Raw genomic sequence first — 12,619 nt, forward strand, 5'->3', positions numbered from 1 at the left:
CATATGGGGTTACGCTGGAGGTTCGCAAGGCCGGACCACAACGTGAGGAGACCCCATGAAGGGGAAGATCGGACTCGTCGTCGGACTCGGCGTCGGATATGTGCTGGGCACCCGCGCCGGACGCGAGCGCTATGACCAGATCAAGACGCAGTGGCTCAAGGTCTGGAACCTCGACCCCGTGCAGGCGCAGGTGTCGAAGGTCAAGGGCTTCGCGAAGGAGCAGGCCGCAGCCGTGCCGCAGGCGCTGTGGAAGGGCGCGGTGAAGGTCGTCAAGGCGGCCAGCGCTGACGGCACTCCTGGCCAGCGCGTTGATGCCGCCGTCGCGACGGCGAAAGACGCGATCGACGACGTGAAGGATGCCGCAGAAGACACGCTGGACGCCGTCGAGAAGAAGGCCAAGGAGGCGTCGAAGCCCGCAGCCAAGCCCGCCTCGAAGCCGGCGGCGAAGAAGTCCACGCAAAGCGGTTCCTGACATGCCCCGCGCATATCGTGATCGCGCCGAAGACAGCTTTCTGTCGCTGATCGGCGACCTTCCCGACCTCGTCAGCAACCTCGTCAAGGCCGAGATCAATGCCGCGAAGGTGTGGATCTCGCGCACCGCGAAGGATGCCGGAATCGGCAGCGTCTGGTTCCTCGTCGCGCTGTTCTTCCTGTTCTGGGCCATTCCTCTGCTGCTGACCTTTGCGGTCGCCGGACTCTCGTCCTGGTGGCCGGTCTGGCTTTCGGCGATCGTCGTGTTCGCCGGGCTCTTGGTCGCCGTCGCGCTGTTCGCACTGCTGGGCGTGCTGAAGTTCCGCCGTGTGCTCGCACGTGAGAACCCGGCCCAGGCCGTCGCCGAAGACATCCGACTCGTACGAGAGGCAGACGATGACTCCCTCTGATCACCTTCCCGGTTCGCCGTCTGCGCGTCCCCTGCCTGCCACGGCCGTTCCCGCGGGCATCCTCGATCCCGTGGAATCCGCGCGCGCTGAGCTGAAGGCGGCTCTCGCTGCGATCGAGCAGAAGGGCAACCTGCCCCGCCGCCTCGACAAGGCGGCGAAGCGTGGCGCGGTGCGAGCGCGGGCTTTCGCCGAGCAGAACCCGGCTGGCGCGATCGCTGCGGCCGTGGGCGTTGCGGCGACGGTCGGTGGGATCGTCTGGCTCGTCGCGCGAGCGCTGTCGCGCTGAGCGAACTTCGACGGATGCTGCCCCGCAGCAGCCATCGAATCTCCTCCTTTCGGGTGCAGAACGCGCCCTGGGTTCGCTCCTCATAGAGAGAAGGGGCAGACTGGGGGCATGTCCGACGTGCACGCACAAGCGCCCGCTGACCCGTCCGCCTCTCCCGAGGGCTTCACCCTCTGGGCTGTCTGGCGCCGCAACCCCGACTCGCCTGTCCTCGAGACCGACGCGACCGAGCTCGAAGATATCGTGGCCCACATCGAGGCCGGGGGCATCTCCGTCCGCGGCTTCTACGACGTCAGTGGTCTCAAGGCCGACGCCGACCTCATGGTCTGGCTGCACGGCGACACCGCGGAAGAGCTGCAGCGCGCGCTGCGCCGCCTGCGTCGCACCGAGATGCTGCGCCCGCTGCTTCCCGTGTGGAACGTACTGGGCGTGCACCGCGATGCGGAGTTCAACCGCTCGCACGTGCCCGGCTTCCTGCGCGGCATCGAGCCGAAGGGCTGGCTGTGCCTGTACCCCTTCGTGCGCACCCCCGAGTGGTACCTCATCCCGGAAGACGAGCGTCGGCGGATGCTCGCGGAGCACGGACGCAAGGGTGCCGCGTTCACGGGCGTCATCGCCAACACCGTCGCGTCCTTCGCGCTCGGCGACTATGAGTGGCTGCTGCCGCTTGAAGCCGACGACCCGAAGGAACTCGTCGATCTCATGCGCGACCTGCGGTACACGGATGCGCGCAACTTCGTGAAGGAAGAGGTGCCGTTCTACACCGGGCGCCGCCTGCGCCTGGACGAGATCGCCGAGGTCCTGCAGTAGCCATGACCAGTCGCATCCGTCTCGGAACCCGTCGCAGCGCGCTCGCGCAGGCGCAGTCGGGGCATGTCGCCCTTGCGCTCGAGAAGGTCTCCGGCCGTGCCGTCGAGCTCGTGCCGATCACGTCCGAGGGTGACACGAACCGTGCCTCGCTGTCGGAGATCGGCGGAGTCGGCATCTTCGCCACGAGCCTGCGTGAGTCACTGTTGCGCGGGGAATGCGATCTGCTCGTGCACTCGCTGAAGGATCTTCCGACGGATGTCCCCGCGGCCCTCACGATCGCCGCCACCCCGCGCCGTGCGGATGCGCGGGACGTCATCGTCACTCGTGACGGGACCCCGATGCACGAGCTCGCTCCGGGCAGCCGCATCGGCACCGGGTCTCCGCGCCGGATCGCGCAGGCGCGGATCCGCGCACCCCGAGTCACGGCGGTCGACATCCGCGGCAATGTGGATTCGCGCCTTGAGCGGGTGCGCTCGGGCGATCTCGACGCGGTCGTGCTCGCCGCCGCGGGACTCTCGCGACTCGACGGCGATCCGCTGCACGGTTTGTTCGCCGAGCCCATGGGTCTGGCCGAGTGGCCGACGGCACCCGGGCAGGGTGCGCTGGCTGTCGAGACGACGGCGGATGCTTCGCCCGAGCTCATGGAGGCTCTGGCTGCGCTCGATGATCTCGACACCCGGATCGCGGTGACCGCTGAGCGTGCGGTGCTGGCTGGACTGGACGCCGGATGCCAGGCGCCGATGGCTGCCCACGCCACGGTGGAGGGCGACAATCTGCGTGTGCGTGCGGTCGTCTACGCGCCGCACGAAGAGTGGCGAATCGGCATCGACGTCACGGAAGCCCTGAACGGGGGGTATATTCGACAGAACGGCAGCAGCAATGGAGCGGACGCTGCCGATGGTGCAGACCCGATCAGCGCAGCGCGCGAGATGGGGTTCGCTGTTGCCCGTCGGCTGCTCGAACGTGGGGCGGCTGACCTCCTCCCACGAGAGCGTTCCTGATTTCCATGACTGAATTGAATGACCCGAAGCCCCTGACCGGTTGGCGCGTGCTTGTTCCGCGCGGTGGTCCCTGGGGCGATGGTGTTGCGGCCAGCCTGCGCGCGCAGGGCGCGGTTCCGGTTGTCGCGCCGCTCATCAACTTCGCGCCCACGACCGACCAGGGTGCTCTCGATGAGGCGCTGGTTCGTCTTTCCGAGGGGGCGTTCGACTGGTTGACGGTCACGAGTGCGACGACGGTCGACGTGCTGTTCGCGCACCGCGCGGTCATCCCTGCGAGCACGAAGGTCGCCGCCGTCGGCGAGACGACCGCCGCAGCGCTGCAGGCTGTCGGCTACAAGGTCGACCTCGTTCCCGAGACCGACAACTCCGCCGCGGGTATGGCCCAGCAGCTCATCGCACTGGAGGCGGAGCCGCGGCAGATCCTGACCCTCCGCAGCGAGATCGCCAAGCCCGTCCTGACGCAGTCGCTCATCGACGCGGGGCACCACGTCGAGAGCGTCGTCGCCTACCGCACGGTCGGTGTCCCTGTGACCGAGCGCATCCTGCGGGATGTCTCGAACGGCCGGATCAACGCGATCCTCGTCACGAGCGGTTCGGTCGCCGAGCAGGTCCGCGAGCAGTTCCCGGAGATTCCCGACACGACGCTTCTCGCCGCGATCGGTCCCCGCACCGCGCAGGACGCGCTGAACGCCGGCCTGTCGGTGTCGGTCGTCGCCGACCGGCAGACGGTCGATGCGCTGATCGAGGCGGTCTCCACCTTCACGCTTCCGCACGCCTCGGACGAATTCGCACCGTGACCGGTTCCTTCCCCGACGCGCGTCTGCGTCGGCTGCGTCAGTCGCCCGCCGTGCGGAACCTCGCACGCGAAACCGATCTGCTGCCGCGTCAGCTCGTGCAGCCGCTCTTCGTGCGCGAGGGCATCACCGAGCCCACTCCCATCGGCTCGATGCCGGGTGTCCTCCAGCACTCGCTCGACTCTCTGCGGCGCGCGAGTGTCGATGCCGCAGCGGCGGGCGTGGGCGGCATCATGCTGTTCGGCGTCCCCGCGGTGCGTGACCCGCTGGGCTCCGGAGCGGATGACCCGCAGGGCATCCTGAACCTCGCGACGGCCGCGGTGGCATCCGAGGTGGGAACAGCGCTCGTGGTGCAGACGGATCTGTGCCTGGACGAGTTCACCGATCACGGGCACTGCGGTGTGCTCGGCGCCCCCGACGCATCCGGAACCCCCACGGTCGACAACGACGCGACTCTCGAACGCTATGTCGCGATGGCCCTTGCGCAGGCAGAGGCCGGTTCGCAGCTGCTCGGGCTGTCGGGGATGATGGATGGCCAGGTCGCCGCCGTGCGCCATGCGCTTGACGCCGCGGGCCACACTCAGACGTTGCTGCTCGCCTACGCCGCGAAGTACGCGAGCGCGTTCTACGGACCCTTCCGTGAGGCTGTCGACTCGCAGCTCTCGGGCGACCGCCGCACGTACCAGCTCGACCCCGCGAACCGCCGTGAAGGCGTGCGCGAGGCGCTGTTCGATGAGGCCGAGGGGGCCGACATCGTGATGGTGAAGCCCGCGATGTCGTTCCTCGATGTCCTTCGTGAGGTCCGCGACGCCGTGAGCATCCCGGTCTGGGCGTACCAGGTGTCCGGAGAGTACGCGATGATCGAGGCGGCCGCCGCCAACGGATGGATTGACCGACGCGGAGCCGTGCTCGAGTCTCTTCTCTCGATCCGCCGGGCCGGTGCGGATGCTGTTCTGACGTACTGGGCGACCGAAGCTGCCGGCCTTCTGCGCGATCGCTGAACCAAGGAGTGTGCGATGACTGACCGCAACGATGATCTGTTCGCCGCCGCTCGATCGGTGATCCCGGGCGGGGTCAACTCGCCCGTTCGCGCCTACGGCTCGGTGGGTGGCACCCCGCGCTTCCTCGCGCAGGCATCCGGAGCGACCGTGACGGATGCTGCGGGCACGACCTATGTCGATCTCGTGGCGTCCTGGGGCCCTGCCCTGTTGGGGCATGCGCACCCGGAGGTCGTCGCGGCCGTGCAGGAGGCGGCCGTGCGCGGTCTCTCCTTCGGCGCTCCCACGGAGGGCGAGGTCGAGCTCGCAGAGCTCATCGCCGGTCGTGTGCAGGCGGGCGGGCTGCGCCCGGTCGAGCGCGTGCGTCTGGTTTCGACGGGCACCGAGGCGACCATGACGGCGATTCGTCTGGCGCGCGGTGTCACCGGTCGCGACCTGCTGGTGAAGTTCGCCGGTCACTACCACGGGCACTCGGATGGGCTGCTGGCCGCGGCCGGCTCCGGTGTCGCGACGCTGGCGCTGCCGGGTTCTGCGGGGGTTCCCGCGCCGATCGCCGCGCAGACGCTCGTGGTTCCTTACAACGACCCTGACGCGCTGGCCGAGGTCTTCGCCGAGTACGGCGACCGCATCGCGGCCATCATCGTCGAAGCATCCGCCGCGAACATGGGGGTCGTCGCTCCGCGTCCCGGGTTCAACGCCCTGCTCGCGGAGACCGCGCACGCGCACGGCGCGCTGCTGATCTTCGACGAGGTGCTCACCGGCTTCCGCGTGCACTCTGCGGGCTTCTGGGGCCTGCAGGTCGAGGCGGGCGAATCGTATCTGCCCGACATCATCACCTTCGGCAAGGTCGTCGGCGGTGGCATGCCCCTGGCAGCGCTCGGTGGCCGGGCCGAGGTCATGGACATGCTCGCGCCCGTCGGACCGGTGTACCAGGCGGGAACCCTGTCGGGGAACCCGCTGTCCGTCGCCGCAGGGCTCGCGACGCTGCGGCTCGCGACACCGGAGGTCTACACCCGGGTGAATGCGGCGGCAGCCCGCGTCTCGACGGCGCTTGACCGAGCGCTCACGCATGCCGGCGTCGTGCACGCCGTGCCGCACGCCGGAAACCTCTTCGGAGTCGCCTTCGCCCCGGATGCTCCGCACGACTATGCGGCAGCCCTCGCGCAGGAATCGGCCCGCTACGCGCCGTTCTTCCACTCCATGCGCGAGCAGGGCATCGCACTGCCCCCGAGCGTCTTCGAGGCGTGGTTCCTGACGGCCGCGCACGGGGATCCCGAACTCGAGAAGATCGAAGCCGCACTCCCCGCCGCCGCGCGGGCAGCCGCCGCGGCGGTCTGATCTCACGCGGAAACGACAGCGCGCAGCATCCTGAGCCCTGTTTTTTCGCGGATGCTGCGCGAGGCAGGACAAGGATCGTTGCCGTCCTGTGAGGTTGTCACAGTCACACGGTGTGCGTCGCACTGGCAGACTTGACCCATGGTGACCCTGCTGTTGGATCGGACGCAGCTCGAGGTGGTGCTCTCACCCATCGAGCGCGTGGCAGCCTTCCACCGCGAGAACCTGCGCATCGATCGCGAGTCGATCGTGAAGGTTCAGCTCACCGACGACGCCTGGACCTGGCTGCGCGGAGTCGCAAGCCCCGGTACCCACATCCCCGGCGTTCTCGCCGCGGGCACGTGGAAGTCGGCCACCGGCGAAGACTTCGTATTCATCCGCCGGCGGCGCCCCAGCGTCATCATCGACCTGGAGAACTGCGAGTACGACCGTCTGATCTTCACCACGCGCAACGGGCTCGCCCTCACGCAGGCGCTGCGCCTCGACGTCGCAGAAGAGCCGACCGACGTTGTCGAGATCGCCGCGACCGGGGCGATCCCCGTGACCACTCCGTCGAAGCGCCGCAAGACGACTCCGGTCGTCCGCCCCGTCTGACGCAGAAAGCGCCTCATCGGCTCGGAGTCGATGAGGCGCTTTGCTGTCTGGGTGCGGTCTAGAAGCCGCGACGCTCGTCGTTCGCCGTGGTCTCCTCGGCGTTGTCCGCCGTCTCGTCGGCGTTGTCGTCGGTGCCCTCTGAGGAGGACTCTTCCTCCGCTTCCGCTTCCGCTTCCGCTTCCGCTTCCGCTTCCGCGTCGCTCTTCGCGAGCGGAACGGTGTCGATCACGCCGGTGATCGCGACGGCCCACGCGGCGCGGGTCTCCTCGCCTGCGGCGTCCTTCTCGGCCTGCGCCTCCTCGGCCGTCGCCGGTCCGGGCGTGTACGAGGGGGCGTCGCTGTCGTCGCCCTGGAAGTAGGCGCGGGCCGCGGCGGCCAGTGAAGCGCTCATCGCGGCGGCGCGCGGATCCGCGTCCGCAGCTCCTGCGTCGGCATCGGCGGCGTCGTCGCTGTCGTCGACGCTGGTGGCGTCGTTGCTGTCGTCAGCGTCCGTGTCGGATGCCTCGCTGCCGGACGGCTCCGAAGCGGTGGCCTCGCGGGCGCTGGCCCGCGGAGACGGCTCCACGGTCTGGATGTTGCCGTCCTCATCGAGGTGGAGAATGTCGACGCCGAGCGTGTCGAAGACCTCGATGCCCTCGACCTTGCCGGTCTCGGTCGAAGGCTCCTGGGTGACGCGCGGAGTGGCGACAGGAGCCTCATCCTCGGTGTCAGAGGACTCGGACTCGTCGTCGAGGACCGGGATGTCGAAGCCCTCGTGGCCCTCGACCGTCACCGGTGCCGTCAGTGCGACGTTGGCGTGCAGCGCCGCATCGGCGGAAGGGGCGTCGTCTTCGACGGAGGCATCGTCCGACGGCTCATCGTCGGTGTCAGATTCTTCGGTGACCGGCAGCTCGACGTGGAATTCGTCGAAGTCCGCTGCTTCTTCCGGCGTCGTGTCCTCTGACCGGAACTCGTCCGTCGCCTCATCTGAGGTCTGCGCAGCGGGCTCGATGGCCTGCTCCTCAACGGGTTCGTCTTCGACGGCGTCGCTCGCAGCAGCAGCGTCGTCGTTCTCCGCCGTGGCGAACATGTGCTCGAGATTCAGAGTGATGCCGGCGATGGGGGTCTCGTCAGCGATGACATCCGCGTCGTCTGACTCTTCCTTGGCGTGCCAGGCGTCCAGGAGCACTTCGGTACCGAAGCCCGACGGCGCGACCGGAGCCGTGAGCGCGACGCCGGCGATCAGGTCGTCGAACGAGGGCTCGACAGGAGCCGCCTCTGCGTCGGCGGCCGGCTCGTCCTGCCCGTCTGTCGCGTCGCTGTCGTCGCGCACGAGTGCAGCGAGCGGGTCGGCGGTGGCGACGTGGTCGGATTCGGCGGCAGCATCCGCGTCCGTGGGGGTGGCATCCGCAGGCTGCGCCTCGGGCTCCGTGTCGGTGCTGTCTGCGGCGTCCACCGCGCCGGTGATGGCGTCGTCGATCGACTCGATCGAATCTGCGTCCGTCTCCGGCGCATCCGCGTTCGGGAATCCGGTCGCTGCGAAACCTGCGCCTGCGAGGCTCGCCGACGCCGCGGCAGCAGGAACGGCGAGTCCGAGCTCAGCTGCGGCGATCGCGTCGTCCTCGGCGAGGTCGGCATCTTCGTCGATCACGGCGTGCGAGGTCGCGGCGGATTCGGCGTCGGAGTCAGCAGGCGCCTCGGCGTCGTCGCCCGCATCCGTCTCGTCAGGAGCCTCCGTCGGGGCGACCGCTTCCGTGGCTGCGTCCGGCGAAGCATCCGCCTCGTCCGACTCCGTGACCGGGGCATCGAGCTCCGGCGCGTGCTGCACCGGCACCGCCATCGTCTGGGTGCGCACGAGGCGACCCTCATTCACGAGCTGCAGGAAGACGTCTTCGAGTGTCGGGCCGCGCTGCTGAAGCGTGGTCAGCGCGATGCCGGCAGAGGCGGCGATCGCACCGACGGCTGCGGCATCGCTGCCGCGCACCGTCAGACCGGAGCGCAGAAGCTCCACCTCGGCGCCCGCCGCGTGCAGAGCGGATGCGAGCCCCGTGCGGTCCTCCGCATCGACGACGACCGCTGCCGACGTCGGATCGACGAGGTGCTCGATGCCGTCCGAGTAGACCAGGCGGCCCTTCGAGATGACCAGAACGTTGTCGGCGACCTGCTCGATCTCGCTCAGCACGTGCGAGGAGACGAGCACGGTGCGGCCCTCATCGGCGAGACGGCGCATGAGCATGCGCATCCAGCGGATGCCGGCCGGGTCGAGTCCGTTGGCCGGCTCGTCGAGAACGAGCGCGCCCGGGTCGCCGAGCAGGGCGCTGGCGATGCTGAGGCGCTGGCGCATGCCCAAGGAGTAGGTGCCGATGCGCGTCTCCGCGTCGTCGCCGAGACCCACCAGGCGGATGACCTCATCGACACGGGACAGCGCGATGCCGTTGGCCTTCGCGGCCATGGTGAGCTGGCGCACGGCCGTGCGGCGCGGGCGGTAGGCGACGTCTTCGAGGACAGCGCCGATCGTGCGCAGCGGATGGCGCAGCTCGGAATAGGGGACGCCGCCGATCGTCGCGGTGCCTGAGGTCGGCCGGATCTGACCGAGAAGAATGCGCAGCGAAGTGGTCTTGCCGGCGCCGTTGGGGCCGAGGAATCCGGTCACTGCACCCGGCTCAATGCGGGCTGAAAGGTCCGAGACGGCAGCAATCGTGCCGAAGCTCTTCGTCACCCGAGAGAACTCGAGCACCTGTCCATCGGGCATTCGGGGCCTTTCCACTCGCGGGTGTGTCACCCTATCTTGTCGGAACCCGGTGGAAAACGTGGTTTCTCCCGGTGCATTTCGCCTGATTGCACCGCTCTATGACGTCCGAGAGGGCGGTTCTCGGACACGATGCAGGAATCGGATGCGGCGGGCGCCCGCAGCACCCCGGGGTAACGTGACTCTCGTGACCGCTGCTGCTGACGCCCGTGACCGCTCGCCCGTTTCCGCTCCTCGGGTGCTCACTCGTGCTGAGGGCTCGCTGGGGCGCATCACGCTGAACCGGCCGGAGGCGCTCAATGCCCTGGACATCGGGATGATCCGCGCGTTGCGCGACGCGCTGGACGCGTGGCGCGATGACACCGACGTGCAGCTGGTGTACATCGACGGTGCGGGCGAACGTGGGCTGTGCGCCGGGGGCGACGTGCGCGCCCTCTATGACTACGTGCGTGCCGGGCAGGCAGAGGACGCCGCGCAGTTCTTCCGGGAGGAGTACGCGCTCAACGCGGCGATCGCCGAGTACCCGAAGCCGATCGTCACGATCGCCGACGGCATCACGATGGGCGGTGGCATCGGCGTCGCCGGGCACGCGACGATCCGCATCGTGACGGAACGCTCGAAGCTCGCGATGCCCGAGACGCGCATCGGCTTCACCCCGGATGTGGGCGGCACTCGTCTGCTCGCCCAGGCCCCGGGGCGACTAGGCGAGTACTTCGCGATGACCGGCCGCACCATGACCGCCTCGGACGCTCTCTACATGGGCTTCGCCGATTACTACGTGCCCTCCGAGAACCTGGAGGCGCTGCGCGAGGCGCTCGCCTTCCGCGCCGATCCGGCCGGGCCCGCCGAGATCGTGCTGCTGTTCGATGAGACTCCGGATGCCTCGCCGCTGGCGCAGGCCCGCGCCGAGTGGATCGATGAGGCCTTCGCTGCGGGGTCGCCTGCCGAGATCGTGGAGCGACTGCGGGAATCGACCGCGGATGATGCATCCGCAGCCGTCGACCTGCTTGGCGAGCTCTCGCCCACCGGAGTCGCCGTCACGCTCGACGCGGTGCGCGAGGCGCGGGAGCTGCCGACGCTGCGCGACGCGCTCGAGGGGGAGTACCGCCGGGTGATGTGGTTCGTGCAGCAGCATCCGGATCTCGTCGAGGGAATCCGCGCGCAGCTGGTCGACAAGGACCGCGATCCGAAGTGGCAGCCGGCGACGATCGCTGAGCTCGCTGCAGATGCCGGTGCCGGAGCGCGTTCGTTCGTGCCGGCGCTCCCGCTCTGGGACTGAACTGCGGGAATAGGGCACGCCGATCCGGCGTTGCGAAGCATGCACATCGTTTCGCTGACAGCGAAGGTTTACCTTCTCCATAGGCGAATGTCGGTGGTGCGTGGCACCCTATGTCGTGGCCATTTTTCGGCCCGCCGAATGCTGATTGAGGAAGTGCGCTCGTGCTCGCCAAACTTCTCGTCCGATATCTCACGCGATACCGATGGTTGCTCCTCGCCGTTCTGGTCTTCCAGTTCGCGAGTGCCATGGCATCGCTCTACCTTCCCCGCTTGAACGCCGACATCATCGACAAGGGCGTAGCCGTCGCCGACATCGGCTACATCTGGTCGCACGGCGCATTCATGCTGATGATCTCGCTCGGTCAGATCATCGCGTCGATCATCGCGACCTACTTCGCGGCTCGCGCCGCGATGGGCGCAGGGCGCGACATCCGCGCTGACGTGTTCTCGCGCGTGAGCGGCTTCTCCGAGCGTGAGGTCTCGCAGTTCGGTGCCGGCTCCCTGATCACTCGCAACACGAACGACGTGCAGCAGGTGCAGATGCTCGCCATGATGGGCGCGACGATGTTCGTCACCGCGCCGCTGCTCGCCATCGGCGGCATCATCATGGCCGTGCAGACGAACGTCGGACTGAGCTGGCTCATCGCCGTCTCGGTGCCCGCGCTGCTCATCGTCGCGGTCATCATCATCGGTCGCATGGTGCCTCTGTTCCGCTCGAACCAGAAGAAGCTCGACAGTGTGAACCGCATCATGCGCGAGCAGCTCACGGGTGTGCGCGTGGTTCGCGCCTTCGTGCGCGAGCGCATCGAAGAAGACCGATTCCGCGACGCCAACACCGACCTCATGATCCTCGGTCGCAAGATCGGCTCGCTGTTCGTGCTGCTCTTCCCCCTGTTCATGCTGATCCTCAACGTCACGATCGTCTCGGTGATCTGGTTCGGCGGCATCGAGATCAACAACGGCGGCGTCCAGGTCGGCACGCTCTTCGCCTTCATGCAGTACATCGGTCAGATCATGATGGGCGTCATCATGTCGAGCTTCATGGCGATGATGATCCCGCGTGCGGCCGTGTCGGCCGAGCGTGTGGGCGAGGTGCTGGACGCGACCTCGAGCATGGAGCGCCCCGAGCACGGCGTCACCGCGTTCCCGACGCCGGGGGCTGTGGCCTTCGACAACGTCGAGTTCACCTACCCGGGTGCGGAGGCACCGGTGCTCACCGGCATCACCTTCGAGGCCGCTCCCGGAGAGACGGTCGCGATCGTCGGTTCGACAGGTTCGGGCAAGACGACGCTGGTCTCTCTGATTCCGCGACTGTTCGATGTGACGGGCGGCGCCGTGCGCGTCGGTGGCGTCGATGCACGTGAAGCCGACGTCGACGCGCTGTGGAAGAGCATCGGGCTCGTGCCGCAGCGGCCGTTCCTGTTCACCGGCACCGTGGCGTCGAACCTGCGGTACGGCCGGGAAGACGCGACCGACGAAGAGCTCTGGGCCGCGCTCGAGATCGCCCAGGGGCGTGACTTCGTCGAAGAGATGCCCGACGGCCTGTACACGCGCATCGCCCAGGGCGGAACGAACGTCTCCGGCGGTCAGCGTCAGCGTCTCGCGATCGCCCGTGCGATCGTGCACCAGCCCGAGATCCTCGTCTTCGACGATTCGTTCTCGGCGCTCGACCTCACGACCGACGCGAGACTGCGGCAAGCGCTGTGGAGGGAATTGCCCGACGTCACCAAGATCGTCGTCGCCCAGCGCGTCTCGACGATCACGGATGCCGATCGCATCGTCGTGATCGAAGACGGCACGCTCGCCGGCGTCGGCACGCACGAGGAGCTGCTCGCCACGAACAAGACCTATCAGGAGATCGTCGAGTCGCAGCTGGGGGTGGACGCATGAGCGAGAACGCCAAGGCTGAGAAGAAGG

General features: G+C 68.3%; 12 protein-coding genes. 11 read left to right on the top strand and 1 reads right to left on the bottom strand.

Annotated features, from left to right (window positions below; genetic code table 11):
- Positions 1–55 precede the first annotated feature (55 nt).
- From JOD62_RS08680 to JOD62_RS08720, 9 genes are all read left to right on the top strand, one after another.
- Entirely contained in the window at positions 56–472 is a 417-nt protein-coding gene (locus JOD62_RS08680; RefSeq protein WP_204938892.1) for a hypothetical protein, read from the top strand.
- Between the two features lies 1 nt (position 473).
- Complete coding sequence (locus JOD62_RS08685; protein WP_204938893.1) at positions 474–881, top strand: phage holin family protein; 408 nt, start codon at positions 474–476, stop codon at positions 879–881.
- On the top strand, positions 868–1,167 hold the full coding sequence (locus JOD62_RS08690) for a hypothetical protein (protein ID WP_204938894.1): 300 nt from the start codon (positions 868–870) through the stop codon (positions 1,165–1,167). The genes JOD62_RS08685 and JOD62_RS08690 overlap by 14 nt, the downstream gene beginning before the upstream one ends.
- Before the next feature lie 108 nt (positions 1,168–1,275).
- Positions 1,276–1,974 (top strand): hydrogen peroxide-dependent heme synthase, encoded by a 699-nt coding sequence (gene hemQ, locus JOD62_RS08695; protein WP_204938895.1) that lies wholly within the window; start codon positions 1,276–1,278, stop codon positions 1,972–1,974.
- A gap of 2 nt (positions 1,975–1,976) precedes the next feature.
- A complete protein-coding gene (hemC, locus tag JOD62_RS08700; protein WP_204938896.1) occupies positions 1,977–2,975 on the top strand; it encodes a hydroxymethylbilane synthase in 999 nt (332 codons plus the stop codon).
- A 5-nt stretch (positions 2,976–2,980) separates the two neighbouring features.
- On the top strand, positions 2,981–3,772 hold the full coding sequence (locus JOD62_RS08705; protein WP_204938897.1) for a uroporphyrinogen-III synthase: 792 nt from the start codon (positions 2,981–2,983) through the stop codon (positions 3,770–3,772).
- Complete coding sequence (gene hemB / locus JOD62_RS08710; RefSeq protein ID WP_204938898.1) at positions 3,769–4,770, top strand: porphobilinogen synthase; 1,002 nt, start codon at positions 3,769–3,771, stop codon at positions 4,768–4,770. The genes JOD62_RS08705 and hemB overlap by 4 nt, the downstream gene beginning before the upstream one ends.
- A gap of 15 nt (positions 4,771–4,785) precedes the next feature.
- The gene (hemL, locus tag JOD62_RS08715) at positions 4,786–6,105 is read left to right on the top strand and encodes a glutamate-1-semialdehyde 2,1-aminomutase (protein ID WP_204938899.1); all 1,320 of its coding nucleotides are present in this window, start codon (positions 4,786–4,788) and stop codon (positions 6,103–6,105) included.
- A 138-nt stretch (positions 6,106–6,243) separates the two neighbouring features.
- The gene (locus JOD62_RS08720; RefSeq protein ID WP_204938900.1) at positions 6,244–6,696 is read left to right on the top strand and encodes a hypothetical protein; all 453 of its coding nucleotides are present in this window, start codon (positions 6,244–6,246) and stop codon (positions 6,694–6,696) included.
- 58 nt (positions 6,697–6,754) lie between these two features.
- On the opposite strand, the gene JOD62_RS08725 is transcribed toward JOD62_RS08720, so the two are convergent.
- Positions 6,755–9,427, bottom strand: coding sequence for an ABC transporter ATP-binding protein (locus JOD62_RS08725; RefSeq protein ID WP_204938901.1), 2,673 nt, complete (start codon positions 9,425–9,427; stop codon positions 6,755–6,757).
- Between the two features lie 184 nt (positions 9,428–9,611).
- Between JOD62_RS08725 and JOD62_RS08730 the strand changes: the two genes are divergently transcribed.
- Both JOD62_RS08730 and JOD62_RS08735 read left to right on the top strand, forming a co-directional pair.
- On the top strand, positions 9,612–10,703 hold the full coding sequence (locus JOD62_RS08730) for an enoyl-CoA hydratase/isomerase family protein (RefSeq protein ID WP_271171489.1): 1,092 nt from the start codon (positions 9,612–9,614) through the stop codon (positions 10,701–10,703).
- Between the two features lie 161 nt (positions 10,704–10,864).
- Positions 10,865–12,592, top strand: a complete 1,728-nt coding sequence (locus tag JOD62_RS08735) for an ABC transporter ATP-binding protein (protein ID WP_204938903.1) — start codon at positions 10,865–10,867, stop codon at positions 12,590–12,592.
- The last annotated feature ends 27 nt before the right edge of the window (positions 12,593–12,619 follow it).

Origin of the sequence: Microbacterium keratanolyticum (assembly GCF_016907255.1) — a bacterium.
Classification (GTDB): Bacteria; Actinomycetota; Actinomycetes; order Actinomycetales; family Microbacteriaceae; genus Microbacterium; species Microbacterium keratanolyticum.

Excerpts from the sequence above, each read along its gene's own strand:
- JOD62_RS08680 (WP_204938892.1), top strand. The coding sequence starts at position 56 with ATGAAGGGGAAGATCGGACTCGTCGTCGGACTCGGCGTCGGATATGTG.
- JOD62_RS08690 (WP_204938894.1), top strand. The coding sequence starts at position 868 with ATGACTCCCTCTGATCACCTTCCCGGTTCGCCGTCTGCGCGTCCCCTG.
- JOD62_RS08720 (WP_204938900.1), top strand. The coding sequence starts at position 6,244 with ATGGTGACCCTGCTGTTGGATCGGACGCAGCTCGAGGTGGTGCTCTCA.
- hemQ (WP_204938895.1), top strand. The coding sequence starts at position 1,276 with ATGTCCGACGTGCACGCACAAGCGCCCGCTGACCCGTCCGCCTCTCCC.
- JOD62_RS08725 (WP_204938901.1), bottom strand. The coding sequence starts at position 9,427 with ATGCCCGATGGACAGGTGCTCGAGTTCTCTCGGGTGACGAAGAGCTTC.
- JOD62_RS08705 (WP_204938897.1), top strand. The coding sequence starts at position 2,981 with ATGACTGAATTGAATGACCCGAAGCCCCTGACCGGTTGGCGCGTGCTT.
- hemC (WP_204938896.1), top strand. The coding sequence starts at position 1,977 with ATGACCAGTCGCATCCGTCTCGGAACCCGTCGCAGCGCGCTCGCGCAG.
- JOD62_RS08685 (WP_204938893.1), top strand. The coding sequence starts at position 474 with ATGCCCCGCGCATATCGTGATCGCGCCGAAGACAGCTTTCTGTCGCTG.
- hemL (WP_204938899.1), top strand. The coding sequence starts at position 4,786 with ATGACTGACCGCAACGATGATCTGTTCGCCGCCGCTCGATCGGTGATC.